The sequence below is a fragment of the Paramagnetospirillum kuznetsovii genome (genome assembly GCF_003284725.1).
Taxonomy (GTDB): Bacteria; Pseudomonadota; Alphaproteobacteria; order Rhodospirillales; family Magnetospirillaceae; genus Phaeospirillum; species Phaeospirillum kuznetsovii.
In genome coordinates this window covers 244,599-269,187 of the sequence record NZ_PGTO01000002.1, presented here as the reverse complement: position 1 = coordinate 269,187, position 24,589 = coordinate 244,599, and the positions used below count along the sequence as shown (strand labels likewise).

General features: G+C 65.9%; 20 protein-coding genes. 12 read left to right on the top strand and 8 right to left on the bottom strand.

The features are described 5' to 3' along the window. Nucleotides 1-65 precede the first annotated feature (65 nt). The gene (locus CU669_RS03900) at nucleotides 66-791 is read left to right on the top strand and encodes a substrate-binding periplasmic protein (protein ID WP_161539575.1); all 726 of its coding nucleotides are present in this window, start codon (nucleotides 66-68) and stop codon (nucleotides 789-791) included. On the opposite strand, the gene CU669_RS03895 is transcribed toward CU669_RS03900, so the two are convergent. Next, a complete protein-coding gene (locus CU669_RS03895) occupies nucleotides 788-2,650 on the bottom strand; it encodes a sigma 54-interacting transcriptional regulator (RefSeq protein WP_239988525.1) in 1,863 nt (620 codons plus the stop codon). The genes CU669_RS03900 and CU669_RS03895 overlap by 4 nt on opposite strands. A 177-nt stretch (nucleotides 2,651-2,827) precedes the next feature. On the opposite strand from CU669_RS03895, the gene CU669_RS03890 reads away from it, so the two are divergent. The 4 genes from CU669_RS03890 to cynS are packed head-to-tail and all read left to right on the top strand — an operon-like array spanning nucleotide 2,828 to nucleotide 6,354. Beyond that, nucleotides 2,828-4,207, top strand: a complete 1,380-nt coding sequence (locus tag CU669_RS03890) for a CmpA/NrtA family ABC transporter substrate-binding protein (protein ID WP_112142492.1) — start codon at nucleotides 2,828-2,830, stop codon at nucleotides 4,205-4,207. A gap of 2 nt (nucleotides 4,208-4,209) precedes the next feature. Continuing rightward, nucleotides 4,210-5,049, top strand: a complete 840-nt coding sequence (ntrB, locus tag CU669_RS03885) for a nitrate ABC transporter permease (protein ID WP_112142491.1) — start codon at nucleotides 4,210-4,212, stop codon at nucleotides 5,047-5,049. Between the two features lie 4 nt (nucleotides 5,050-5,053). Beyond that, nucleotides 5,054-5,908, top strand: coding sequence for an ABC transporter ATP-binding protein (locus CU669_RS03880; RefSeq protein ID WP_112142490.1), 855 nt, complete (start codon nucleotides 5,054-5,056; stop codon nucleotides 5,906-5,908). Further along, entirely contained in the window at nucleotides 5,905-6,354 is a 450-nt protein-coding gene (cynS, locus tag CU669_RS03875) for a cyanase (protein ID WP_112142489.1), read from the top strand. Before CU669_RS03880 ends, cynS begins: the two co-directional genes overlap by 4 nt. 230 nt (nucleotides 6,355-6,584) lie before the next feature. On the opposite strand, the gene CU669_RS03870 is transcribed toward cynS, so the two are convergent. Together CU669_RS03870 and CU669_RS03865 are read right to left on the bottom strand one after the other, a co-directional pair. Next, nucleotides 6,585-7,241, bottom strand: a complete 657-nt coding sequence (locus tag CU669_RS03870; RefSeq protein WP_112142488.1) for a DJ-1/PfpI family protein — start codon at nucleotides 7,239-7,241, stop codon at nucleotides 6,585-6,587. A gap of 5 nt (nucleotides 7,242-7,246) precedes the next feature. Beyond that, nucleotides 7,247-7,798 (bottom strand): TetR/AcrR family transcriptional regulator, encoded by a 552-nt coding sequence (locus CU669_RS03865; protein ID WP_161539574.1) that lies wholly within the window; start codon nucleotides 7,796-7,798, stop codon nucleotides 7,247-7,249. Nucleotides 7,799-8,037: 239 nt separating this feature from the next. On the opposite strand from CU669_RS03865, the gene CU669_RS03860 reads away from it, so the two are divergent. From CU669_RS03860 to CU669_RS03830, 6 genes are all read left to right on the top strand, one after another. Beyond that, entirely contained in the window at nucleotides 8,038-11,394 is a 3,357-nt protein-coding gene (locus tag CU669_RS03860; protein WP_112142486.1) for a FecR domain-containing protein, read from the top strand. Nucleotides 11,395-11,432: 38 nt separating this feature from the next. Continuing rightward, entirely contained in the window at nucleotides 11,433-12,722 is a 1,290-nt protein-coding gene (locus CU669_RS03855) for a TolC family outer membrane protein (protein WP_112142485.1), read from the top strand. Between the two features lie 47 nt (nucleotides 12,723-12,769). Continuing rightward, the gene (locus CU669_RS03850) at nucleotides 12,770-14,386 is read left to right on the top strand and encodes an ATP-binding cassette domain-containing protein (RefSeq protein ID WP_112142484.1); all 1,617 of its coding nucleotides are present in this window, start codon (nucleotides 12,770-12,772) and stop codon (nucleotides 14,384-14,386) included. Continuing rightward, nucleotides 14,379-15,680: an HlyD family type I secretion periplasmic adaptor subunit gene (locus CU669_RS03845; RefSeq protein ID WP_112142483.1), complete on the top strand. Its 1,302-nt coding sequence runs from the start codon at nucleotides 14,379-14,381 to the stop codon at nucleotides 15,678-15,680. Before CU669_RS03850 ends, CU669_RS03845 begins: the two co-directional genes overlap by 8 nt. A gap of 610 nt (nucleotides 15,681-16,290) precedes the next feature. Next, a complete protein-coding gene (locus CU669_RS03835; protein ID WP_112142481.1) occupies nucleotides 16,291-16,641 on the top strand; it encodes a c-type cytochrome in 351 nt (116 codons plus the stop codon). Nucleotides 16,642-16,647: 6 nt separating this feature from the next. Further along, complete coding sequence (locus tag CU669_RS03830; RefSeq protein ID WP_112142480.1) at nucleotides 16,648-17,502, top strand: aldo/keto reductase family protein; 855 nt, start codon at nucleotides 16,648-16,650, stop codon at nucleotides 17,500-17,502. Here the strand turns inward: CU669_RS03830 and CU669_RS03825 are convergent. From CU669_RS03825 to CU669_RS03810, 4 genes are all read right to left on the bottom strand, one after another. Beyond that, nucleotides 17,481-19,013, bottom strand: a complete 1,533-nt coding sequence (locus tag CU669_RS03825; protein ID WP_239988524.1) for an ArnT family glycosyltransferase — start codon at nucleotides 19,011-19,013, stop codon at nucleotides 17,481-17,483. The genes CU669_RS03830 and CU669_RS03825 overlap by 22 nt on opposite strands. Nucleotides 19,014-19,092: 79 nt before the next feature. After that, the gene (locus CU669_RS03820; protein ID WP_112142479.1) at nucleotides 19,093-19,452 is read right to left on the bottom strand and encodes a carboxymuconolactone decarboxylase family protein; all 360 of its coding nucleotides are present in this window, start codon (nucleotides 19,450-19,452) and stop codon (nucleotides 19,093-19,095) included. Between the two features lie 131 nt (nucleotides 19,453-19,583). Further along, nucleotides 19,584-19,796 carry a hypothetical protein gene (locus CU669_RS03815; protein ID WP_112142478.1) on the bottom strand — a complete coding sequence of 71 codons (213 nt, stop codon included), beginning with the start codon at nucleotides 19,794-19,796 and terminating at the stop codon, nucleotides 19,584-19,586. Nucleotides 19,797-19,973: 177 nt separating this feature from the next. Continuing rightward, on the bottom strand, nucleotides 19,974-20,822 hold the full coding sequence (locus tag CU669_RS03810) for an SPOR domain-containing protein (protein ID WP_112142477.1): 849 nt from the start codon (nucleotides 20,820-20,822) through the stop codon (nucleotides 19,974-19,976). Between the two features lie 261 nt (nucleotides 20,823-21,083). On the opposite strand from CU669_RS03810, the gene CU669_RS03805 reads away from it, so the two are divergent. Further along, the gene (locus tag CU669_RS03805; protein WP_239988523.1) at nucleotides 21,084-21,902 is read left to right on the top strand and encodes a xanthine dehydrogenase; all 819 of its coding nucleotides are present in this window, start codon (nucleotides 21,084-21,086) and stop codon (nucleotides 21,900-21,902) included. Here CU669_RS03805 and CU669_RS03800 read toward each other — a convergent pair. Then, on the bottom strand, nucleotides 21,878-24,475 hold the full coding sequence (locus CU669_RS03800) for a tetratricopeptide repeat protein (protein WP_112142476.1): 2,598 nt from the start codon (nucleotides 24,473-24,475) through the stop codon (nucleotides 21,878-21,880). The two genes, CU669_RS03805 and CU669_RS03800, sit on opposite strands and share 25 nt — an antisense overlap. Nucleotides 24,476-24,589 lie beyond the last annotated feature (114 nt).

Below are 24,589 nucleotides of genomic sequence, written 5' to 3'. Positions count from 1 at the left end.
CTTCTAATTGGCGCGTCGCGTCTATATTCTCGCATCATACGCCGGTGGTCAGGATGATGCATGAGATGCGGAGTGCGATCTTCTTCTTGGGCCTTGCGGTCGCGATCTTCCGCCCCGGTCTCGCGTTGGCGGAGCCGCTGACCATCGGCTTCATCGAACGCCCAGGCTATTCCTGGCAAGGGGAACGTCAGGCCGAGGGTCTGTTCATCGACATCGCCCGCGACATTCTGACCCGCGCCGGAATCGAGCACCAGTTTCAGGCGATGCCGCCGAAGCGGATGCTGAAAAGCGTGCAGGAAGGCAAGGACCGGATCTGCATCGTGGGCAACTTCAAGACCCCAGAGCGGGAAGCCTATGCCGTCTTCACCAAGTCGATCTATCAGAACAAGCCCATCGGCGTCCTGATCAGCGCGGATCGCTCGGAGGCATTCGCGCCGTTCAAGACCTTGGCGGCCCTGGCCGAAGCACCGGATCTACGGTTGGGCTATGTGGACGGCTTTTCCTATGGGACCGCCGTGGATGCCGTCATCGCCAAGATGAAAACCGTCGAGTTGTCACGGGGCAATACCACGACCGGCATGGTGAGCATGCTGGCGGCCGGGCGATTCGACTACATGTTCGCCGACCAGGAAGAATACGTGGACCTGGCCAAGGGCGCCAATATTCCTCCGGCAAGCCTTCGCTTGCTCACCTTCCCCGACGTCCCGGTGGGCAATAAGCGCTACATGATGTGCAGCAAGACCGTGCCCAAGGCCGTGATCGAGCGCATCGACGCGGCGATCTTGCCCTAGGGACGAATGCCGAGGGTTTTGATTCGGGACGCCAGGGTGGTCGGCCTGACTCCCAGCATGGCGGCGGCGCCGCTGGGGCCGGAGACGCGCCCGCCGCAGGCCGCCAGGGCCTGGATGATGTTGGCGCGGTCGCGGGCGCGCCGGTTGGTTTCGGTGACGACGGCCTCGGCGGGCTGACTCGGCGTGGCGGGAAGGGGGAGTCCCACCCGTCGGCCGGGGATGTCGAAGGCAAGCCGCCCGCCCTGATCCAGGATCACCGCCCGCTCGATGATGTTCTCCAACTCGCGCACATTGCCGGGCCAGTCGTAGTCCATCAACTGTTCGATGCCGCCTCGGGTCAATTGCGGCGCCGGGCGTCCCAGCCGCAGGGCGCAGGTCTTGACGATATGGGCCGCCAGCAGCGGAATATCGTCGCGCCGCTGGCGCAGTGGGACCGATTCGATGGGAAACACGTTCAGGCGATAGAACAGATCCTCGCGGAAGGTGCCGCGCGCCACCTCCTCGTCCAGGCGGCGGTTGGTGGCGGCGATGACGCGGACATCCACCGAGCGGGTGCGGTCCTCGCCGACCCGCTCGAAATGCCCCTCCTGAAGCACCCGCAGCAATTTGGGCTGAAGCTCCAGCGGAATTTCGCCCAGCTCGTCCAGGAACAAGGTGCCGCCGTCGGCCAGTTCGAAGCGCCCAACCCGGTCACGCACCGCCCCGGTGAAGGCACCCTTCACATGGCCGAAGAACTCGCTTTCGAACAGCTCGCGCGGGATGGCGGCGCAATTGACCCGGATCATGGGCCGGTGCGACCGGCTGGAGCCCTGGTGCAGGGCGCGGGCGATCAGTTCCTTGCCGGTGCCGGATTCGCCGGTGATCAGCACCGTCGCCTCGGTGGCGGCCACCAGTTCGATCTGGCGCAACAGACGTTGGATGGCGGCGCTGGCGCCGATGATCTCGTGATGCTTGCGCTCGGTCTTGATTTCTTCTTGGAGATAGGCGTTTTCCAGTTCGAGACGCTGGCGCAACTGCTCCACCTCTTCCAGGGCGGCGCGCAGCCGTTCCTCGGATTCCTTGCGCGACGTGATGTCGCGGAAGACGATCACCGCCCCGACGATGGATCCGCGGTCGCGGATGGGCGTGCTGGTGTATTCCACCCGGATGGGGGCGCCGTCCTTGCGCCAAAAGACGTCGTCTTCCACCCGCCGGGTGGCGCCGTCGCGAAAGGCCGAATAGATGGGACAGTCCTTCTCGTCGTAATGGCTACCGTCGGGATGGGCGTAATGAACCACGTGATGGATGTTCCTGGTGACGAGGTCGGCGGCCTTCCAGCCCAACAAGCGTTCGGCCGCCGGATTGACGAAGGTGGCCTTGCCCTCGGCGTTGACGCCGTAAATTCCCTCGCCCGCCGCGCCCAGGATCAGCTGGTTGTGCCGTTCGATGTCGCGAAAGACCTGCTCGACCCGCCGCCATCCCTCCATGCCGTCGCGCAGGAAGCCGTCGGCCTCGGAATCCACCTCGCGGCGGCGCACATCCTCGAGGTCGTTGACCAGGCTCACCACCACCTGGCGCTGGTCGAGGGTCAGGCGCGATGCCAGATATTCCAATTGCCGACCCTTGCCGTCGGCGTCCTCCAAGGCCAGGGCGCGGGTCCAGCCGCGCCCTTGATGCAGCACCGCCTCGGTGAACACCACCAGACTGGGAAACTGGTCGGGATGCAGGGCGCTCATGCGCGCGCCGACCAGATCCTCGCTTCGCCGCCCATAGAGGCGGCAGGCAGCGGCATTGGCCGCCAGGATGCGGTCGTCGACCGGATCGAAGGCGACCACGGCTTCGGCCATGGCATCGAGCAGAAGAGGGGCGAGAGTGGTCACGGCGGCTCCTTTACGAAAAATCGTAACAAGATCACGAAGTTCCGTAAATAACGAAATCTCGTTACATGGCCACCCAAGGAAAAACCGGCGGTTTCCGCGCCTTTGGCGCTGTCATTCCACTTGGCAAGCCCATTGCACTTGGTTGGCTCAACGCAATCCGATCAAGGGGACCAAGCCATGGCTATGTTCGATGACGCGTTCAATCCCCGGCACGGGCTGTCGCGCTGTTCATGCGGCAATCATTCCAGCCAGGAAGCCCATGACGCAGATGCCGCCGAGCGCGCCCAGGCCGCCGCCGCCGAGGACACCCGTTACGGCAGCGTCGTCGATCAGGCGATCATGCGCGCCCTGTTCCCCGACGACACCACCCGGCGCGGCTTCCTGAAGGCGGTCGGCTCGGGGACGGCCATGGCGGCCGTTTCGCAATTCTTTCCATTAGCCGCCGCCCGCGAGGCCTTCGCCGCCGAGAAGATCGGTCCGCTGGAGAAGAAGGACGTCAAGATCGGCTTCATCCCCATCACCTGCGCCACCCCCATCATCATGGCGCAGCCCATGGGCTTTTACGCGCGCTACGGCCTGAACGCCGAGGTCATCAAGACCGCCGGCTGGGCCATCATCCGCGACAAGGCCATGAACAAGGAATACGACGCCGCCCATATGCTGTCGCCCATGCCGCTGGCCATCTCGCTGGGGGTGGGGTCCAACCCGGTTCCCTGGACCATGCCCGCCATCGAGAACGTCAACGGCCAGGCCATCACCTTGGCCATGAAGCACAAGGAGCGGCGCGACCCCAAGGATTGGAAGGGCTTCAAGCTCGCCGTGCCCTTCGACTACTCCATGCATAATTATCTGCTGCGCTATTATCTGGCCGAGCACGGCATCGACCCCGACCGGGACGTCCAGATCAGGGCGGTGCCGCCGCCCGAGATGGTGGCCAATCTGCGGGCCGACAATATCGACGGCTTCCTGGCCCCCGATCCGGTGAACCAGCGCGCCGTCTATGACGGCGTCGGCTTCATCCACATCCTGTCCAAGGAAATCTGGGACGGCCATCCGTGCTGCGCCTTTTCGGCCAGCCGGGAATTCGTGACCCAGAATCCCAACACCTTCCAGGCGCTGCTGCGCTCCATCGTCGATGCCACCGCCTATGCCACCAAGGCGGAGAACCGCAAGGAGATCGCGGCCGCCATCGCCCCGGCCAATTACCTGAACCAGCCGGTGACGGTGGTGGAGCAGGTGCTGACCGGCACCTTCGCCGATGGCCTGGGCAATATCCGCAAGGTTCCCGACCGCATCGGCTTCGAGCCCTTCCCCTGGCATTCCATGGCGGTGTGGATTCTGTCGCAGATGAAGCGCTGGGGCCAACTAAAGGACGACATCAATTACGGCAGCATCGCCACCCAGGTCTTTCTGGCGGTGGACGCCAATCGGGCCATGAAGGAAGCCGGGCTCGCCGCGCCCAATGAAAGCTTCAAGAAGCACGTCATCATGGGCAAGGAATTCGACCCGTCCAAGCCCAAGGAATACATCGACAGCTTCGCCATCAAGCGGAGCTGATCATGATTTCCTCGCTTCGCCTGCGGGCGGCCATCGTTTCGACCGCCCTGCTGGCCGGTTTCCTGCTTCTGTGGCATCTGGCCACCCTGGGAACCGGGGTGGTGGCCGATGTGGACCCGGAATACGCCCGCCTGATGGGCGCCACGGCGGTGGCGGGAAAGTCGGCCATGCCCGGCCCCATGGAGGTGCTGGGGAAATTCTGGTGGCATCTCAGCCATCCCTTTTACGATAACGGCCCCAACGACAAGGGCGTCGGCATCCAACTGGCCTTTTCCCTGGTGCGCGTGCTGGGGGGCTTTGGGCTGGCGGTGGCGGTGGCCATCCCCTTGGGCTTCCTGATCGGCATGAGCCCGCTGATGCACAAGGCCCTGGACCCGTTCTTCCAGGTCTTGAAGCCCATCTCACCCCTGGCCTGGATGCCTCTGGCGCTTTACACCATCAAGGATTCGTCGGCCTCGGCCATCTTCGTCATCTTCATCTGCTCGCTGTGGCCCATGCTGCTGAACACGGCGTTCGGGGTGGCCTCGGTGCGCAAGGAATGGCTGAACGTCGCCCGGACGCTGGAAGTGGGGCCGCTCCGCAAGGCGCTTCAGGTCATCCTGCCCGCCGCCGCTCCCACCATCCTCACCGGCATGCGCATTTCCATCGGCATCGCCTGGCTGGTGATCGTGGCGGCCGAGATGCTCGTGGGCGGCACCGGCATCGGCTATTTCGTGTGGAACGAATGGAACAACCTGTCCATCACCAACGTTATGAACGCCATCCTGATGATCGGGTTGGTGGGAATGGCGCTCGACCAAGTCCTCGCCCGTCTGGTGAGGCTGGTCACCTATCCGGAGTAGCGCCATGACCGTGAATCCCTTCGTCCTCGTCGACGATCTGGCCAAGACCTACGGCGCCACGGCGGTGTTCGAGAATCTGTACTTCACCATCGGCAAGGGCGAGTTCGTCTGCCTGATCGGCCATTCCGGCTGCGGCAAGACCACCATCCTCAACGCCCTGGCCGGGCTGGAAGAAGCCAGCGACGGCGTCATCCTGGTGGGAGGGCGCGAGATATCCGGCCCGTCCCTGGACCGGGCGGTCATCTTCCAAAGCCACGCGCTGATGCCGTGGATGAGCGTGCTGGACAATGTGGCCTTCGCGGTGCGGTCGCGCTGGCCCGACTGGGACAAGGCCAAGCGCCGCGCCCACGCCTTGAAATTCATCGAACTGGTCGGATTGGGCAATGCCGCCGACAAGAAGCCTGCCCAGTTGTCGGGCGGCATGAAGCAGCGGGTGGGCATCGCCCGCGCCCTGTCCATCGAGCCCAAGATGCTGCTGATGGACGAGCCCTTCAGCGCCCTGGACGCCCTCACCCGCGGCACCTTGCAAGACGAGGTGCTGCGCATCTGCCACCAGACGGCGCAGACGGTGTTCATGATCACCCATGACGTGGACGAGGCGATCCTGCTGGCCGACAAGATCATCCTGATGACCAACGGCCCCGGCGCGGTGATCGCCGAGATCGTGGTCAACACCATGCCGCGCGACCGCAACCGTGCCGATCTGCACCGGCATCCCCATTATTACCGCATCCGCAATCACCTGATCGAGTTCCTGGTGGACCGCTCGAAGCAGTTCGACCGCTCCACCTTCGATCCTCGCAAGCCCAAATTCACCACGCCGGGCCTCGACACCACCACAGAGGAGAAACAGCCATGACCCGCGACGACGTCACCCAACTGGTCCATGATGCCAAGCGCAAGAGCGGCAAGTCCTGGAAGGACATCGCCGCCGCCATCAATCCGTCCGTTTCTCCCATCTGCATCACCGCCGCCCTGCTGGGCCAGATGACCTTGGAAAAGGCCGAGGCCGAGAAGGCCGCCACCCTGCTGGGCCTGCCCGCCGACGCGGCGCTGCTGCTGGCCGAGATTCCCTATCGCGGCTCGATCCCGTCCATGCCGCCCACCGACCCGCTGATCTATCGCTTCTACGAGCTGGTGATGGTCTACGGCACCACCTTCAAGGAGCTGATCCAGGAAGAATTCGGCGACGGCATCATGTCGGCCATCGACTTCGACATGACCATGGAGCGCCAGCCCGACCCCAAGGGCGACCGCGTCAAGCTGAACATGTCGGGCAAGTTCCTGTCCTACAAGCGCTACTGATCGGAGCCCAGGGCAATCGGGTGACGGAGCATTTGCCTTTTTCTCCCTCTCCCGCTTGCGGGAGAGGGTGGCGAGGCGAGGCCGAGACGGGTGAGGGCCGCGCGCGTCCGCGCGCCAAGCAACTGGTTTGCCGACGCAAAGCCCCTCACCCCGACCCTCTCCCGCAGGCGGGAGAGGGAGAAAAAGGCGACCTTCTTCCTTCAAGCGATTGCCCCGGATCACTCCCACTCTCAGGCGGCATACTCGATATCGCCGCGATAGGCCTCGTAGGCCTGGGCGTATTCCATGACGCGGGCCACCTCGGTGATGAAGTCCTCGCCATAACCGGCCCGGCGCAGCAGATGGAAGCCCATCTCCATCCCCGAGGCGATGCCCCCGGCGGTGACGATCCGGCCCGCGTCGACCACCCGCGCCCGGCTGATGCGGCAGGCGGGCGCGATCTTGGCCAGCCGGTCGATGGGAACCATCCCGGCCCCGGACGCTTCCAGCCGGTCCGGCTCCTTGCGGTTGGTGGCGGGCAAGCCGTCCAGCAATCCCATGGCGCCGTAAATCCACGACCCGGTGCAGACGCTGGTCAACAGCGTCTCGGCGGGAAGGGCGCGGATGAACTCGTGCAGACGTCGGTTATGCATTTCCTGCCGGGTGCCGAAGCCGCCGGGGATCAGGAAGGCGTCCATGGCGGGCCGGTCGGCGAAGCTGTAATTGGGCAGCACGGTGAAGCCCGCCTGGGTCTGGACCGGCCGGGCCGCATCGGCGATCAGGAAAGCCTCGAGCTCGGGGTCCAGGCGCCGCGCCACCGAGAACACGCCATGGGGTGCGGCGTAATCGATAATCTCGGCATCCTTGAACACATAGATGCCGAGACGAAAGCCGGGATGATGGGGCATGGAACTCACTCCTGGGAAGTTTGGGCGCGAATCAACAGGGCCGCCGCCTTGCCCGCCGTTCCAGCCGCACCGAGGTCGCCTTGGACGAAAGCAGCCACGATGGCGCCCTCGGCCAGCAGGAACAGCATGTCGGCAATCTCGGAGGCAAGCCCGGCGGATCGGCACAGGCCACCCATATAGGATTTGAGCCGTTCCTTATGGGCGGCGGCGGCCCGGCGGACGGTGCAGGCGGGATCGGCGAATTCGCCCGCCGCGTTGATGAACATACAGCCGTGAAAATCCGGACCTTTGAACCACTGATCGAGAGCGTCGAAGATCCGGGCCACCCGTCCGGCCGGGCTGGCTTCACCCGCTTCCACCACGCCGGTCAGCCAAGCCATCCAGGCCTCGTCACGGCGCTTGAGCACGGCGGCGACCAAACCGTCCTTGGACTTGAAGTTGCGATAAAAGCTCATTCCCGCCACACCGGCCTCGGCGATGATGCGATCGACGCCGGTCGAGCGGATGCCCTCGCGGTAGAACAGGCGCAAGGCGTGATCCAGGATGACGGAATCCACGCGGGGGCGACCTCTCGGGGGCATGACGGGCCTTTATTATAGATAACGTTCTATCTCTTTTTAGGCCTGCACGCGACCCTCGTCAACCCCCATGCATTGCAGGCACCGGGAAGCCGCTCTGCCCTACCCTGCATTTTCGGTATGGCGAAAGCCATGGGTGCGGCATCACTACAGCTTGAATGTTTCTTCCCTCAGAGTAGAATATCATCGCTTGATAAGGAGAGTCGCAGGGGGCGGCCATGGGGCGGATCGGTAATTTCGGCGATGGCATGTCCAGCGCTTTCAATAGCGTTGATGGACAGGGCGGCTCGGTGACGGTTCCGGGCGGCGACTGGCTGCTTCATGCCAAATTCGCCCATGCCGGGGCCGACCTTCTGCTGACCGGCGAGGACGGCGCCCAACTGCTGGTGCGCGATTATTTCGCCCAGATGACCTTGCCCGATCTGGTGACCGACCACGGGGCGGTGATCGGCGGCGGTTTGGCGGCGCGGCTGGCGGGTCCGCTGGCGCCGGGCCAATTCGCCCAAGCAGGCGACGCCCCCGCCATCGCCTCGGTGGGAAGCGTCTCCAAGCTGACCGGCGACGCCAGCGTCCGCCATGCCGATGGCACCTCGGCGCCGCTCAAGCAGGGCGACCAGATCTTTCAGGGCGACGTGATCCAGACCGGCTCCAACGGCCAGATCGGCATCACCTTCGACGATGGCGCCGTGTTCTCCCTGGGCCAGAAGGGCCGCATGACCGTGGACGAGATGACCTGGGATCCGGCCACCGCCAAGGGCACGGAAGCCCTCTCCGTGGTCAGCGGCCCCTTCTCCTTCGTCAGCGGCGAGATCGCCAAGACCGGCATCGACGCCATGTCCATCAAGACGCCGGTGGCCACCATCGGCGTGCGCGGCACCACCGGCGCCGGTTTGGCGGCGCCCGAAGGCCAGCCCAACCGCATCACCCTGATGCCCAATGCCGACGGCACCGTCGGCGAACTGGCGGTCAGCAACCAGGCGGGCGTCCAAGTGATGAGCGTGCCCGGCGCCACCACCCAGATCGCCAGCGCCTTCCTGGCGCCGCCGCCGCCGGTCATCCTGACGCCGCAGCAGATCCAGCAGCAATACGGCGGAGCGCTCCAGGTGCTGCCGCCACCGCCGACGCCGCAGCAGATCCAGCAGAACATCCAGCAGAAGGGCAGCCAGGCCCCCACCGAGAAGGCGGTGCAGACCGCCCAGGTCACCGCCGCCGAAAAGGCGGCGACGGAAAAGGCCGCCACCGAAAAGGCCGTGGCCGCCGACAAGGCCCTGGGCGAGAAGCTGGGGGTGGAAAAGGCCCAGATCGCCAAATTGACGGCGGAAAAGGCGCTGACCGACGGGGTCAAGCTGGCTGAAACCAAGATCGCCGACGCGCTGTCCCAGGCGCTGGGACTGACTCCCGGCCAGGCCAACGACATCGCCACCAAGACGAGCGACGCCGTCGCCAAGGTGGTCGGTCCGACCGGGCCGGTGGGAGTGTTCGGGCCGGGACAGACATCCGGCTTCGATCTCGGGGCTCAGATCAATCAGGTCGGCGCCCAGATCCAAAATATCGTCCAGCAGACCATCCAGAACCAGATTCAACAAATTCAGCAGCAGGCAGCCAGCCAGTCCACCATCACCCACACCCTGACCGGCGGCCCGCAATCCGTCACCCTGACCGACGGGGTCAACGACAGCATCGTCGGCACCGCCAACCAGGGCAACGAAGTCTCGGTGGTCGGCTATTTCGGCTCTGGCGACACCTTCTACGACCCCACCCTGGGCGACGGCGACCGGGTGACCATCAATGTGGGCGCCGGGACCACCAACACCTTCGCGGTGGTCAATGTGGAGACCGTGGACCTCACCGGCTCCATGACCACGGATCAGGGCATGGGCATCAAGAACGTGGACATCGCCAGCGACGGAACCACCAGCATCTATGTCAGCTATGGCGTCGACAATCTGACCGGCACCCTGGTCAACGGCCTGTCGCCGTCCGGCGCCACCGGAAACCAGGAATGGCACATCATCGGGCATCTGGGCGTGGCGGGGGCTGATTCCATCGACATGGCGGGCGGCACCAATTCCTTGTACCTGGACAGCACCGGCACCCATGTCATCAACGCCATCTCCAACGTGCAAAGCCTGCATCTGGCCAACGGCGCCACCAACAGCGTCACCTTCCAGGCGCCCGTCACCGGCATGACCATTACCGGCGGCGACAATACCGACAGCATAAGCCTGGCGGCCGGAGCCAACGCCATCACCGTCAGCGCCGTCGAATCGGTGACCGGCGGCAGTGGCATCGACGTGCTGACCCTGGGCTCGGACGGTCAAAGCGTGACGGTCAGCGGCGTCGAATCCATCGTCGGCGGCAGCGGCGCCGACACCATCACCCTGGCCAGTGCCGGAACCATCACAGTGACCAGCGTAGAGACCCTGGTGGGTAGCGCCGGAACCGACGTGGTTCAATTGGGATCGGGCGGCCAAACCATCAATGTCACCAATGTGGAATCCCTGATCGGCGGCAGCGGCGCCGACGATGTAACCACCACCAACTCGACCATGAATCTCGGATCGCTCACCATGTCGGGGGTCGAGACGATCAGCGACACCTTCAACGGTAACACTACCATCATTGTCTCCAATTCCAGCTTCCCCGGCAGCGTCACCACCGTGTTCAGTGCCGATGCGGCAGGCACCGACATCTTCGAGACCAACAGCAACAGCCTCAATCTGGTGGGTGTGACGCTGACCAATATCGACACGATCGAGATCGCCAGCGGCGGGTCTGAGACCTTCACCGTCGATGGCGCCAGTCTGGCGGCGGTGACCTCCATCGTGGGAGCCGGTGCCAGCGCCAGCGCCACCATCACAACCGCCACGTGGTCTACTTTGGACGTCTCGGCCAAGACCTTGACCAACGTCACCACCCTGTCGTCGACCTATGCCAACGGCTGCACCATCACCGACACATCCACCGCCCATACCCTGTCGGGCGGCGCCACCACCGGCAACACCGACACCCTGATCGGCGGTGGCGGCGCCGACACCCTGACCGCCACCAGCAATGGCGGCAGCACGATTTTCCGCTACGAGGCATCCGGCGACTTCGGCGACACCATCACCACCTTCACCGCGGGCGGCACCAAGGACGCGGTGGACTTCCTGGTTTCGGGCTTCACCGCCGCCGACAAATTGCTGACCACCGGCGACGGGTCCAGCGCCGTCGCCATCACGGCGGCCAATGCGACGACGGCGTTCCAGACGGTGGCCAGCACCGGCGATTTCACCGCCACCGCAGGCAACGACGTCTTCATCTTCAGCCATTCCTCGTTCAGCAGCGCCTCGGCCCTGCAGACGGCGATCAATACCGGCGGCGGCACCGTCATCACCCTCGGCAATGCCGGAATCGGCAATGGCGGCCGTTTCCTGGCCGCCTATGACAACGGCACCGTCACCCGCATCGCCACCATCACCATCGGCAACGGCGATACCGACACATCGACGGCGACGGTGACCGACGTCGCCACCCTAAGCAATGTCAGCGATGTCACCACGCTGACCACCAGCGACTTCCACTGCGTCTAGCCGCCTCCATTCGGAGGCGTCACGGGGATTGAACCACCATGCGACTTGTTTCATTCGCGACCATATCCGCCGCCCTGGCGATTCTGGCGCCCATTCACGCCCAAGCCGAAACCTTCAAGGAAATGTTGGAACAGGTTCTGCCCGGCCACAACCGGGTCAAGGCCGCCAGCGCCGATGTGGAAGGCGCCCAGAATCTGCGGGAAGTGGCCCGTGGCGGCTGGTACCCTACCGCCACCTTCACCGGCGAATACGGCTATGAGAAGGAAAACAAGCCGCCGGGCACGCTCGACACCGACATGTACTTCAAGAAGTACGAAGCCACGGTCCGCCAATTGCTGTGGGATTTCGGCGCCGCCAACGCCACCATCGACCGCGCCGAGATCGCCGAGGCCCAGGCCGAGGCCACCCGGGCGGGCGCCAAGCAAAGCCTGATCCTCGACGGCTTGACCGCCTATATCAATCTGGTCCGCACCAGCCAGCAGACCACCTTCGCCAAGGATTCCGAAAGCAATATCCGCAAGCAGACCGGCCTGGAAGAAGCCCGCGTCCAGCGCGGTTCCGGCCTGTCCACCGACGTGTTGCAGGCCAAGACCCAACTGGCCGGGGCCGAGGCGGGCCGCGTCACCGCCCAGGGGGCGCTGGACGGCGCCCGCAACCGCTTCCGCGCCTTGTTCGGGCGCGACCCCGCCAATGTCTCGACTCTGGCGACGCCGCCGGTTCCCGCCGACCTGATTCCCCTCGGCCTGAACGACGCCATCAACGAGGCGCGGCGCAACAATGTCGCGCTGAAGATCGCCCAGATGACCGCAGATATGGCGAGGAAGAGCGCCGAGGCCACCAAGGCGTCGCAGCTTTATCCCCGCGTCGATCTGGTGGGCGAGGCCCGCAACAAGATCAATTACGCGGGCACCGCTGGCAATCAGACCGAACTGCTGGGCAAGGTGCAGGTCACCTATCCGCTCAATCTCGGCTTCACCGCCATCAACTCGCTGCGTGCCGCCGAAAGCAACGTGGCGGCGGCCGAGGCCCGGCTGGCCGATACCCGCGACCTGGTGGAAGAGCAGGTTCGCAATGCCTGGGAAAATCTGGCGACCCAGAAGGCGCGGGCCGACTATCTGAAAAACCAGTCCAACATCGCCAGTGAATTCCTGGAACTGGCGCGCAAGGAGCGCAAGCTGGGCACCCGTTCGCTGATCGACGTGCTGGCGGGCGAGACGGCGCTGATCAATGCCAACAGCAGCGCGGCCTCGGCCGATGCCGACGTGGCCATCGCCGCCTTCACCTTGCTGTCCACCATGGGCAATCTCGACGAAGGGGCCATCCGCTGAGAGAGCTGATCCGGAGGCTGGCCGACCGGCCAAAGCTGCTGGCCGAATTGCTGGTCGCCTCTTTGCTGATCAATCTGCTCGGCTTGGCCAGCACCGCCTTCGTGATGCTGGTGCTGGGCCGTTATGTTCCCTACGGCGTCGATGCCACCCTTGTCACCCTGACCGTCGGAGTCACCGCCGCCGCCGCCTTGGAATTCGGCTTTCGCGAGGCGCGGCGCAGGCTGGCGGGAATCGTGGTCGGGCCGGAGGGAAGTCGCCATGCGGGCATCGCCTTTTCCGCCATGACGGGGGTTCGCGCCGCCCTTTTGGACCGGATGCCGGTGGCCGCCCGCCTGGAGGTCATGCGCGGCCTCGACACCATGGAGCGGGCCTATACCGCAAGCAATCTGACCGGTCTGCTGGACGTGCCCTTCTCGGCCATTACCTTGCTGGCGCTCTTCGTGCTTAGCCCCGGTCTTGGCGTGGTCGCCTTGGCCTGCGCCGGAGCCTCGGCGGCGATCACCCTGGTGGGGGAGCGCCGGGCGCGGGCGCGGCTGGCCCAGGCCGCCGCCGCCGAGGCCTCGCTGCAAGCGCTGGCCACCACCACCGCCACCGGTTCCGATACGGTCCGCGCCTTCAATGCCGCCACCCGCTTGCGCCAACGCTGGGACGACAGCCGCCGGACGGCGGTGGCCGCCCGCGACGCCATCGCCAATGACCAGGGCTTGGCGGGGTCCGCCATCCAATTGGTCACCGCGCTCCAGGGCACCGCCATCATCGCCATCGGCGCCATTCTATGCGTCAAGGGCGAGCTCAACACCGCCCAATTGATCGGCGCCAATATCCTGGCGGGCCGCGCCCTCGGCCCCTTGAACCGGCTGGTGCAACTGATCGAGCCGCTGGCCAAGGCGGAACTGGCGCTGCGGCGGCTGGCCGATTTCACCCGGCTGCCGCGCGAACAGTCCAGCGGCAGCGCGCTCGGCGCCTATGACGGCCGCCTGGAACTGTCCGACCTCGCCTTCGCCTATCCCGGCGCCCCGGCGCCCCTGGCCGAACATGTGACCCTGACCCTGGACAGCGGGGGCATCCTGGTGGTTCGCGGCAACAACGGCGCGGGCAAGACCACCTTCGCCCGCCTGCTGGTGGGATTGGCGGAGCCGCTGCGCGGCCAGATCCTGGTGGGCGGCGTCGATCTGCGCCAGATCAGCATGGAATGGTGGCGCAAGCAGTTGTGCTATCTGCCCCAGGAGCCGGACTTCATGGACGGCACCGTGGCCGACAATATTCGCCTCGCCAATCCCGATCTCGACGATGCCGGGCTCAATCAGGCGGCGGGCCTCGCCGGGCTGAAGCCCTGGCTGGATGCCTCGGCGCGCGGCTTCGACACCCCCATCGGCGAGGCCGGGCGTCAGTTGCCCCCCGGCATCCGCCGCCGTCTCGGCCTCGCCCGCGCCCTGGCCACCGGGGGAAAGCTGTGCCTGCTGGACGAACCCACCGAGGGCTTGGATTCCGAAGGTCGCGCCGTGGTCTATGCCACACTCGGCCTGCTTGCCCGCGAGGGTCGCACCCTGGTGGTCTGCTCCAACGATCCAGGCATCCTGCGCGGCGCCGCCATGGTGCTGGATCTGGACGCCAAGCCCATACCCAGCCTGACCCGCGCCGAGGACGCCGCCGTCCATGCTTGAGCGTCTGCGCCGCCTGATCCCCATGGAGGGCGAGGAAGAGGCGGGCTCGCGGCTGTTCATCCTCTGCGCCACCGCCATGGTCGTGATCTTCCTGCTATGGGCGTCGCTGGGGCGGCTCGACGTGGTGGCCCGCGCCGGAGGCGAGGTCATCCCCTATTCCCAGGTGAAGAGCATTCAGCATCTGGAAGGCGGCATCGTCTCGGAGATCATGGTGCGCGAGGGTGACCGGGTCAGCCGCAACCAGCCGCTGGTCGGGCTGCAATCCACCTCGGCCGATACCCAGGTGGATGAGTTGTCGGTGCGCCTGACCTCGCTCAAGCTCGACATCCTGCGCCTTCAGACCGAAGCCGGGGGCGCCCCCGACCTCGTGCCCCCCGCCGACCTGGCGCGCGACCATCCCAGCGAGACCCGCCAGGCCCTCGCCCTGTTGCAGTCCCGCCGCGAGCGCCACCTCAACGCCCTGGCCAGCCAGCAGCAGGCCATCGCCCAGCGCGAGCAATCCCTGAACGAGATATCGGCGCGGCTGCGCAACACCCGCAACTCACTGAAACTGATCGAGGAGCAAGTGGGCATCAGCGAGGAGCTGCTGAAGGACCAGTTGACCAACCGCTATAACCATCTGGCCCTGCTGCGCGACCAGTCCGCCCTGCGCAGCCGCATCGAGGAAGACACCGCCACGGCGCGCCGGGCGGAATCGGCCATCTCGGAGGCCAAGTCCCAGATCGACGGCATCCGCCACGCCTATGACCAGGAGGTCAAGGAGCATCTGGCCGCCGCCCAGCGCGAATATGACGAGCTGATGCAACGGCTGCGGCGGCTGTCGGACAGCCAGAGCCGCACCATTCTCCGCTCGCCCGTCGACGGCGTCGTCAAGACGCTGCGGGTGGCCACCGCCGGCGGCGTCATCAAGGCCGGCGACACCGTGCTCGACATCGTCCCCGAGGGCGACCGTCTGATCGTCGAGGCGCGGTTGCCGGTCTATGACGTGGGCCATGTCCGCGTCGGCCAGCCCGCCAAGATCCGTCTCGCCTCCAACGAGGGCACACGGTTCGGCACCATCGACGGCAGCGTCGTCCATATCAGCGCCGACACCCTGGTCACCGATCGCGGCGCCGCCTATTACAAGGTGCGCATCGAAACGGAATCCGACCAGTTCCGCTCGGGCGATCTCAGCTACCGCCTTTATCCCGGCATTCAGGTGGAGGCCAATATCGTCACCGGCAGCAGGACGGTCCTGCAATACCTGCTGGACCCCTTCCTGGGCTATGCCGATCAGGCCTTGCGGGAGCGGTGAGTCGGGCGCCACGGCGACGTGGTCAGATTGAGAGCTCGTTAAGTTCAGCGTCATGGCCGGACTTGTTCCACGGCTGTCCGGTTTAAATTCGGCGACAGGATTCGCGGCTGCCGAGGGTATTGACCACCAAGACACCAAGAGCACCAAGAGGGCGGAGCAAACGGCCAAGCCTCACTCTTTCGTCATGGCCGGGCGTGTCCCGGCCATCCACGCGGTTCCACACGAAATCCCCATGAAGCAATAATCCGGACGAATGGGCGTAGATGCCCGTGACAAGCACGGGCATGACGGAAGGCAAAAAACCGTGTCGCCCTCTTGGTGTCCTTGGTGTCTTGGTGGTCAATCGGCTTTCAAGTCCCATACCGAAGGCGACGGCTTCAAATACAGGCAGACTCAGGCGCTCGAAGAAACCACGCCAACTTAAGCCGGAACGGCGTGGATACGCGGGACAAGCCCGCGCATGACGGTTATAGCGGGTGGTAGCGACGCGATGAATCACACTCGCCTCGTCGCAGTTAACCTAGCCACTTTGCCCTGATCCGGACGGCCCCGGCGCGACAAGACCGTCCCCATCTGCTACAATGCGTGATGGCTCTCAAGGAGCACGCCCATGCTTCCACGTTTTTCGGCCTTGCCTGTGCTGGCCTTCACGGCGCTGCTGTCTTGCGGCGCATGGGCGGCGGAAGGGGGCCGCGAGCCTCGCCCACAGGGACTCGAGAAGGGCAAGTGGATCGCCGAGGTTCTGTGCAGCAACTGCCACCTCATCGCTCCCCTGCAACGCAAATCCGCAACGGACGCCGCGCCGCCCTTCGCCTGGATCGCCCAGTCGCCATCGACCACCGAGGCGTCGCTGGCCGCCTTCTTGTCGGCTCCGCACGGAAAGATGCCCGATTTGGTGCTGAGCCGGGGTGATATCCGGGATGTCTCCGCCTATATCCTCAGTCTCCGCCAGGCACAATAGAGTCCCATGACAGCCAATCCATGGACGTCCCGCCACGGCGTCGCGATCCCCCGCATCATCTACGGCACCGCCTGGAAGAAAGACAGGACGGCGGGACTGGTGGAACAGGCCATCGCCCTGGGCTTTCGCGGCATCGATACCGCCTGCCAGCCCAAGCATTACGACGAAGCGGGCGTCGGCGCCGGAGTGGCCGCCGCGCTGAAGAGCGGGCTTGGCCGCCATGATCTCTATCTGCAAACCAAGTTCACGCCCTTATCGGGCCAAGATCCCAGCCGCGTCCCCTACGACCCCACCGCCCCTCTCGCCCGACAGGTGGCGCAGTCGTTCGAGCGCTCGCAAAAGAACCTCGGGACCGACACCGTGGATTGCCTGGTGCTTCACTCGCCCCTGGCCAATCCCGCCGATCTGCGCACCGTCTGGAGTGCCATGGAAGCCGTCTTCGAGTCCGGGGGCGCCCGGCAACTGGGACTCAGCAATTGCTATGACCCGACCCTGTTCCGCCATCTGTGCGAGACCGCGCGGATCAAGCCCGCCGTGCTGCAGAACCGCTTTTACGCCCAGACCGGGTTCGACCGCATGATCCGCGCCGATTGCCGCAAGAACGGCATCTTTTATCAAAGCTTCTGGACCCTGACCGCCAACCCCGAGATTCTTGCCCACGCCACGGTCAAATCGCTGATGGAAAAATACCGGCGCACGGGGCCGCAGATATTCTTCCGCTATCTGAGCCAGATCGAAATCATTCCCCTGACCGGCACGACCTCGGCCGTCCACATGAAGGACGATTTGAGCATTTTCGATTTTGAACTCACCGGCGATGAATGCCGCTCCATGGCCGCCTATTTCCCCGGCGGCGACTGATCCGTGCGCGGGCGATAGAAGCGGCCGGAAATGCCGATGCGGTCGATGACGTATTCCTGCCGCAGGGCCTCGAAGACATCGTCCGGAAAGTCCATGAAGCGGGTCGGCAATCCGGGAAGGCCTGGATTCTCGTCCTCGGGGTGACGCGGCGGATCGCTCAGCTCCACCACCTGGATCTCGTGGCGACGCAGCATCCCGGTCAGGGTATCGGCGGGAAGGCGACCGGCGATCATGGCCTGCAACACGTTGATGGGATCGTAGAAGGCGGGCTTGCCCGCCCGCAGGCACAAGAGATGGGAATGGCACAGAGCCACGCCGGGAATGGCGGCGACATAGTCCACGTCTTCTTGGAACAGCCGCTCGCGATAGGTCATCTCGCCCATCATCTCCCAGCCGAACCGGCCCAGCGAGAACGGTGTGTAGAACAGCACCCCCGCATTGAGCGCCAAGGCCACCACCGCCCGCGCGCGCCGGACCGGCAGCAGATGGGCGACAAGTCCGGCCCCAATGGACAGGGCGATGAAGACATCGAAATAAACGTTGATATCGGTGCCCGCGCCGCCGGAATAGAAAATGCCGAACGCCAAGGAGGCCCCCAGATAGGCCAGAATCAACCCGGCCGGGCGATGGCGGCGGAAATGGATCAGACCCAGCCCGACCACCGCCATGGGGGCCTGGAACTGCCCCAGGATCTCGGTGGTGAACAGAAACGAGCGGTCCACTTCCCAGGTTCGCGACGCCAGCAACTGAACGAAGAAGGCCTTACCCGCGAAGACCCACATGGCGCCGCCGCACAGCACCGCCAGTCCCAGACCGAAGCCAAAGAACGCCAGACGGGGACGGCCCCGCCCGTTGATGAGCACATCGCCCGCCACCACCAGCGGCACGCAGATCAGGCTGTGCTTGGTCATGACACCGATGGAAAACAGCAGGGCGGTCGCCGCAGCCCGCCCGATTCCGGGGCGGCCGCCCAGATGGGTGGCCAGCCCGGCCATGATGAAGGCGATGGCCAGAAGCTGCGGATTGTTCTTGGCGACATGATCGGCGATGAAAGTGGCAAAGATCAGGGCGCAGGTGGAGGCGGCCAGGGTGCCGTCGAGCCTGGACCCGCCCGCCGAGCGGACCACCGATCCCGCCGACAGGCAGATGGCGACCAGTCCCAGCAAGGACAGGATGCGCCCGGCGATGACCGGATCGCCGAACGGCAGCGACAGCGCGCCGACCAAATAGAACGACAGGGGCGGGTAGTTGTTGAAGAATAGGGGGGAGCCGCCCTCATACAGCGGCAGCCCGGCCATGGCCCGGAGCTGATGATAGGCGTTCCAGCCCTCGGTATTGTCGATCTCGTAATTCCAGCCCATGCGGATGGCGGGATAGGCCATCAGCACCACCGCCGCCGCCGCCAAGCACCATACCGTCAGCCGGTAGGCCCGCTGGCCGGCACCTTGGTCCATGTCCGGCGAAAACAGAGCGGCCGAGGGAAGGGGCTCGCTTCTGATATCCTGGTTCATGGGGATCGGCTTCCACTGGGCGGGCGACGGTGTCCGCCCTGGCCGGGCACACACTAACGCAGTCGCCCGGTGTGGAAAACTATTCTTCCGGAGGCGCGGCCGCGACGACTTGGTCGTAGGCGTCCAGCGCCAGGGCGCCGTACATCAGCGACGGCCCGCCGCCCATATAGACCGACATGGCGATGGTCTCCATCACCTCCTCGCGCGAGCCGCCCAGGTCATAGACCGCCTTGGCGTGAAAGGCGAGACAGCCGTCGCAGCGCGCCGCGATGCCCAAGGCCAGGGCCATCAGCTCCTTGGTCTTGGCATCCAACGCCCCTTGGGCGGTGGCCGCCCGCGCCATGGCGGAAAAGCCCTTCATGGCTTCGGGGGCGCCGGTGCGGATTTGCCCGACCGCCTTGGACAGGCCTTGGGCCAGTTCGTTCCAATCCTTGATCATCGGCGACCTCGCTGGTGGGGCTCAATAATTAGATTACTCTAATATTACTTACCCCAAAGCGCAATCCACCCTCAGGGCATGGCCGCCATGCCCTGTCTCTCACCGATGGAATTGTTGGAATTTATCGTGGATCACGCCGCATTGGCGCAGATCTCGGGAAACACCGCTTCCTCGCACCATTCGCGGCTGACGGGGCTTCCATCGCCGCCCAGCACGGAATACCACACGATATTCTCGGTAACGCGAATGACCTCGCAGAGAGCGGGGATGTTCTTCCCCTTGGCGAGCGCGTCCTGGCACACCAGCCGCGCATGTGCGAAACGAAGGCCCGACGACGGTTTCATGGCAAGCTCCCAAGTCCTAAGGTACCGTGCTCCACAAGCGGCGAACGCTTATGATGCAATGCAGCATAGTCTGGAATGTCTTACAAATCGGTTGATATAGCGAGGCAAAGCGGCTGATTTTGCTGCATCGCGACAGCATGGCCGCCTTCCGTCTTTGCATGGCTGGCCAAGAACGTCTCAATAGGCCGCCACCGCGCAGGATTGTCCCTTGGTTCTCAATGCCTTGCACATCTGGTCGGCCTCGGCCTGGGCCATGGGTCCGGCCAGCAGGCGATAAGTGGTCCCCAGATCGGGAATATCGGTCTTGACCGCCTTGAAGGTCAGGGCGGCCAGTTCGGGATACTCCTTCTTCAGGGCATCCACCGCCTTGTCGGTCATGCTGTCCGAGGCCATGGACAGCAGGTGCAGCCCCATGGGGCCCTTGCCGGAAGCAGGCGGAATGGCACCGCCGGGGACGTCGCCCGGCTTTGCCCCGCCTTCGGAGCCGACCGGAGGCTTTTTCTTGATCGGCTTCTTCTTGACCGGCGGCGGGGGCGGAGCTGGCGGCGGAGCCGTGGCGAGTATCTGCTCGCCATAGCCGATGGCCGCCAATTCGCGATCCCGCTCGGCGGGACTGACAAGGCCCATATTGGCCAAGGTGGACACCCGATCGCGCCCGATCCTCAGGGCGTTGGCATCGGTGCGCACCGGCACGCCGCGCAACTTCGGTTCGGAGGGCAGCAGCCCTTCCAGCAGGAAGTTCCGCTCCGTCTGAGCGGCGGCACTGGGTGAAACCGTCAGTTCGGACAGTTTGGTCGCCAGCTCTTGCAGCGGCGAAGGCTTGGACAGACCCGCGGCGGGTGGCGGCGCCGTATAAGGCAGCAGGGCCCCCAGATTGGCATTGCGCCGGACCGCCGCTTCGTCGGGACGAACCACGCCCTCTTCCATCAGCCGGTGCAGGGCGTAGAACCGCTGGGCCTCGTGGTCTCCGGCCAAGGCCGCCGGGATGTTGAGCGGAACCGGCGGCGCCAGGGGGGCCTGAATCATGGACATCGCCTTGGGTTGCGCTGGCCAGGACTCTGTCGGCGGCGGATAGCCGACTACTCGGTCCGCGCATCCGGCCAGCACCATGAGGCCGACCAAGGCGACCGAAATCCGCACTCCCCGCGACACTGCCTGCCCCATGACCACCGATGCCCCCTTGCCTTGATGGGAAGAGGGTAGGCCGTGCCCCGCCAAAGTCAACCATCCGCGAACAGGCATAGGCCGTGCTATGGTTGGCCTCTTGAAGCGAAAATGGCCTCCAGCATGATGAAGCCGACTCGAATCCTGATACGCGGCACGGGCGAAATCGCCTCGGCGGTGGCCTGCCTGCTCCATCGGGCGGGCGGCTTGGCCGCCTTGCAGGCCAGTCGCCCCCCTATCGCCATTCGTCGTCTGATGGCTTTTTCCGACGCGGTGTTCGACGGTACCGCCCAATTGGACGGATTGACGGCGCGACGGATTGACGACCCCGCCGCGCTGGCCTCGGTTTGGGCGGCGGGCGAGATTCCCCTGCTTTACCGAGACTTCGCCTTGGCCATCCGGGAATGCGACTGGGATGTGCTGGTCGATGCCCGCATGAACAAGCAGCACAGTCCCGAAGCCCAGCGGGGGCTGGCGCCGCTGGTGATCGGCATGGGACCGGGCTGCGCCATCGGCCGCAATGTGGACGTGGCGGTGGAGACCAGCTGGGACGAGTTGGGACGCATCCTTCGCCACGGCGAGACCCTGCCGCTGCGCGGCGAGCCCCGCGCCGTGCTGGGCCATGCCCGCGACCGTTTCCGCTATGCCCCCCAGGCGGGCCTGCTGCAAGCCTCGGCGACAATCGGCCAAGTGGTGCGCGTCGGCGAGGAGATCGCCAGGATCGGCCATATGCCCATATGCGCGGTGTTCGACGGCGTGGTGCGCGGCATCACCCGTGACGGAGTGCCGGTGGAATCCGGCAACAAGATCGCCGAGATCGACCCGCGCATCGGTTCCGTCACCCTGACCGGCATCGATCATCGGCCGCGGCGCATCGCCGAGGCGGTCGCCGCCATCGTGGCCGACGCTGTCGCCTGTCAGTCGGCCCCTATGGAGGCGTGAGCCGCCGCCACCACATGGCAAGCGGCCACCATCAGGTCATCCATGCCCGCCGCCTTGGTCAAGGCGGCATCGCAGAACGCGCCCCGCCAGCCCGACGGCAGCAATCCCGCCACCGCCTCGCCCAACCGGCGGCCGCATTGAGCGTCGGCCCCCGACAGGCGCCCGAAGGCGGTCTTGAGAGCGCGGGCGGCCGCATCCAGATCGCCCACCGCCGCCGCCGTCTCGGCCACATGGATGCAGGCGCCAACCACCACGGCCGGGTCGGTCAAGGCCACCAGCGCGGCAATGGCGTCGTCCCAACGGCCCAGCGCCATCAATTCCTTGCCGTGTTCAAGGGCGATCCCGGCCTCCAGCGCGGCGCCGTCGCCGCCGATGCCCCGCTTTTCCTCCAGGGCGCGGCCCATGGCCTGGGCGAAGCCGCCCACCAGGGTATCGGGCAACTGTCCGGCGGCCCAAACCAGCGCCTGATCCTTGCCCATCAGGTCCAGCGCCCCTTCGGCGATGTGCCGCAGCGGCACCGCCAGATCGGCGGCGTCCAGCGGATGGGCGCCCATATGGGTGAAGGCCTCGCCCGCCCGACGGGCAAAGATCGCCCGATCGCCCTTGGCGGCGAAATGCCGGGCGGTCAGGGCAACCCCGTCGATGAAGGGCAGGCCGGATTCAAGCGCGCCCACCGCCGCCATGGCCTCGGCTTCGGCATCCACCTGTAGCAGGATCTCGACCGCCTCGCCGTCCAGGCTGGTATCGGCCAGACGGCGGGCCAGCGCCACCGCCTCGTCCGAGCGCCCTGCCTTGGCGGCCTGGGTCGCCAGATCGCGAAGGATACGCGGCCCCAGGCTGGCGCCACCACCGGCCTCGTATAGGGCCAAGGCGCCGTCCAGATCGCCGCTCGCCACCCGTTCGGCCAGCATGGCATCACGCAGGCGGGGCAGCAGGGAGGGCGGCAGCGCCGGTTCGGCCAGGGCCAGGGCCTCGCGTCCCCCGGCCAAGGCCAGGGCGTCCACCAAATCGGCCAGCGCCGCATCACCGTCCGGCGCCGCCTGGGCACAGGCCAGGGCGATCATCTCGGCCGCCGTCTCGGTCTCGCCACGGCGCAGCCGCTCCATGGCCAGCAGAGACTGAACCCGGGCCCGCGCCACCCCGGCGGCGGGCGTGCCCAAGACACCGCCGAGAATGGCCATGGCCTGATCCTCGTGCCCGACCGAAGCCAAGAGAACGGCGGTTTCCGCCCAAAGCTGGTGGCGGACCTGCTCCGCCTCCACATTCTCGGCCACCATGCGCATGGCGGCCAAGGCCAGGGACAAGCGATCCTCCGCATGGATCTCGCGGCTTTGCGCCAAGGCCCAGCCGAACAGACGCCCCTTCTCCCGCGTCGCCAGACGCCGCTTGCGCAATTGCGTCAGGGTTTCGGCCAGCGCGCCCGCCATGGGGCTGGCCGCGGCCTCGGCGGCGGCGCAGGCGGCGGCGATTTCCGCCTCGGCATCTTCCAGCAGGCCGATCTGGCGTAAGAAGCGCCCCAGCGCATGTCGGGCATAAAGGGTGGCGTCATCGTCCGGACCGGCCGCGTCAGTGAAACCGGCGATGGCGTCGCCATAGAGTTCGTGAATCAGCTCCGGATCGCCATCGGGGCTTTGCGCCATGGCCTCGGCCATCCAGAACCGGGCAGAGGCCAAAAGCCCGGGCTCGTCCACTCCGGACTCGCCCACCTGGGCCTCGGCCAGGACGACGGCGCGGCCCAGGGGCTCCAAGGCGTCCTCGGCGCGGCCGGACTCCACCAGACTGCGCCCCAACGCCATGAGATCCTCGAACTGCGCCAACGGCCCCAGTAGGGCGGCGCTGGTCTCGGCGAGGCGAAGCTGCACGCCCACCAGTTCCGAGGAGCCGCCCTGGGCGCTCAGCAGTTCGGCCAGCCGGGTCAGCCACGGCCGGGCCGCCTCGGCGTCGTCGTGCAACAGCAGGGCGGCGCGCCGACACAGATCGGTCAGTTCCGCGTCCTGCCCGAGAAAGGCGAGACTGTTGGCCAGGGCGCCGCGAATGATGTCGGTCCAGCCGCCCACCGGGCCGAACGCGCCTTCCGCAAGTTCCAGGGCGCGGCGCAGCAGATCGGGTGCCTCGGCCTGATGACCACGCCGGTCGGCGATGGCGGCGCGGTGGTAAAGGATGATGGCGTCCCAGCCGTCGCGTCCCGATTTGAGGCCCGCCGCCAGGGCACCCAGCCGGGCGACCGCCGTCTCCGCCTCGTCCAGCCGGTCGGCCCGCAACAAGGCGGTGGCGAAGGAGCGCAGCGCATCCAGGCGATCGGTGGAGCGCGGCTTGGAAAAACGCTCGAAGGCCGCGATGGCAAGACGGAAGATGGTCAGCGCCGTGTCCAGACGGTCGTCGCTCACCAATTGGGCGGCGAAGCCGCTGGCCTGGATGGCCTGGGCCTCGGATTTGGGGGTCAGCGGGTCGCCGTCGACGATCTCGCGGCCATCCACCCAGTCGAGCAGACGGACGGCCTCGTCGTCGGTGAGGCCATCACGCCCCTCCGCCAGCATCTCCCGCCACAGCACTTCCGGGTTGAACCGGTCCATTCCACCCCACCCAAACGCATTCCGGCCCCCACTGTGCCGCCGCCAGACGATCCGTCAAGCCCGCATCGCGCATTTCTGCCTGCCATGCGAGCCAAATTGTTGCCCTGACGGCCC

Excerpts from the sequence above, each read along its gene's own strand:
- CU669_RS03900 (WP_161539575.1), top strand. The coding sequence starts at position 66 with ATGCGGAGTGCGATCTTCTTCTTGGGCCTTGCGGTCGCGATCTTCCGC.
- CU669_RS03890 (WP_112142492.1), top strand. The coding sequence starts at position 2,828 with ATGGCTATGTTCGATGACGCGTTCAATCCCCGGCACGGGCTGTCGCGC.
- ntrB (WP_112142491.1), top strand. The coding sequence starts at position 4,210 with ATGATTTCCTCGCTTCGCCTGCGGGCGGCCATCGTTTCGACCGCCCTG.
- CU669_RS03880 (WP_112142490.1), top strand. The coding sequence starts at position 5,054 with ATGACCGTGAATCCCTTCGTCCTCGTCGACGATCTGGCCAAGACCTAC.
- cynS (WP_112142489.1), top strand. The coding sequence starts at position 5,905 with ATGACCCGCGACGACGTCACCCAACTGGTCCATGATGCCAAGCGCAAG.
- CU669_RS03870 (WP_112142488.1), bottom strand. The coding sequence starts at position 7,241 with ATGCCCCATCATCCCGGCTTTCGTCTCGGCATCTATGTGTTCAAGGAT.
- CU669_RS03860 (WP_112142486.1), top strand. The coding sequence starts at position 8,038 with ATGGGGCGGATCGGTAATTTCGGCGATGGCATGTCCAGCGCTTTCAAT.
- CU669_RS03855 (WP_112142485.1), top strand. The coding sequence starts at position 11,433 with ATGCGACTTGTTTCATTCGCGACCATATCCGCCGCCCTGGCGATTCTG.
- CU669_RS03845 (WP_112142483.1), top strand. The coding sequence starts at position 14,379 with ATGCTTGAGCGTCTGCGCCGCCTGATCCCCATGGAGGGCGAGGAAGAG.
- CU669_RS03835 (WP_112142481.1), top strand. The coding sequence starts at position 16,291 with ATGCTTCCACGTTTTTCGGCCTTGCCTGTGCTGGCCTTCACGGCGCTG.
- CU669_RS03830 (WP_112142480.1), top strand. The coding sequence starts at position 16,648 with ATGACAGCCAATCCATGGACGTCCCGCCACGGCGTCGCGATCCCCCGC.
- CU669_RS03825 (WP_239988524.1), bottom strand. The coding sequence starts at position 19,013 with ATGAACCAGGATATCAGAAGCGAGCCCCTTCCCTCGGCCGCTCTGTTT.
- CU669_RS03820 (WP_112142479.1), bottom strand. The coding sequence starts at position 19,452 with ATGATCAAGGATTGGAACGAACTGGCCCAAGGCCTGTCCAAGGCGGTC.
- CU669_RS03815 (WP_112142478.1), bottom strand. The coding sequence starts at position 19,796 with ATGAAACCGTCGTCGGGCCTTCGTTTCGCACATGCGCGGCTGGTGTGC.
- CU669_RS03810 (WP_112142477.1), bottom strand. The coding sequence starts at position 20,822 with ATGATTCAGGCCCCCCTGGCGCCGCCGGTTCCGCTCAACATCCCGGCG.
- CU669_RS03805 (WP_239988523.1), top strand. The coding sequence starts at position 21,084 with ATGATGAAGCCGACTCGAATCCTGATACGCGGCACGGGCGAAATCGCC.
- CU669_RS03800 (WP_112142476.1), bottom strand. The coding sequence starts at position 24,475 with ATGGACCGGTTCAACCCGGAAGTGCTGTGGCGGGAGATGCTGGCGGAG.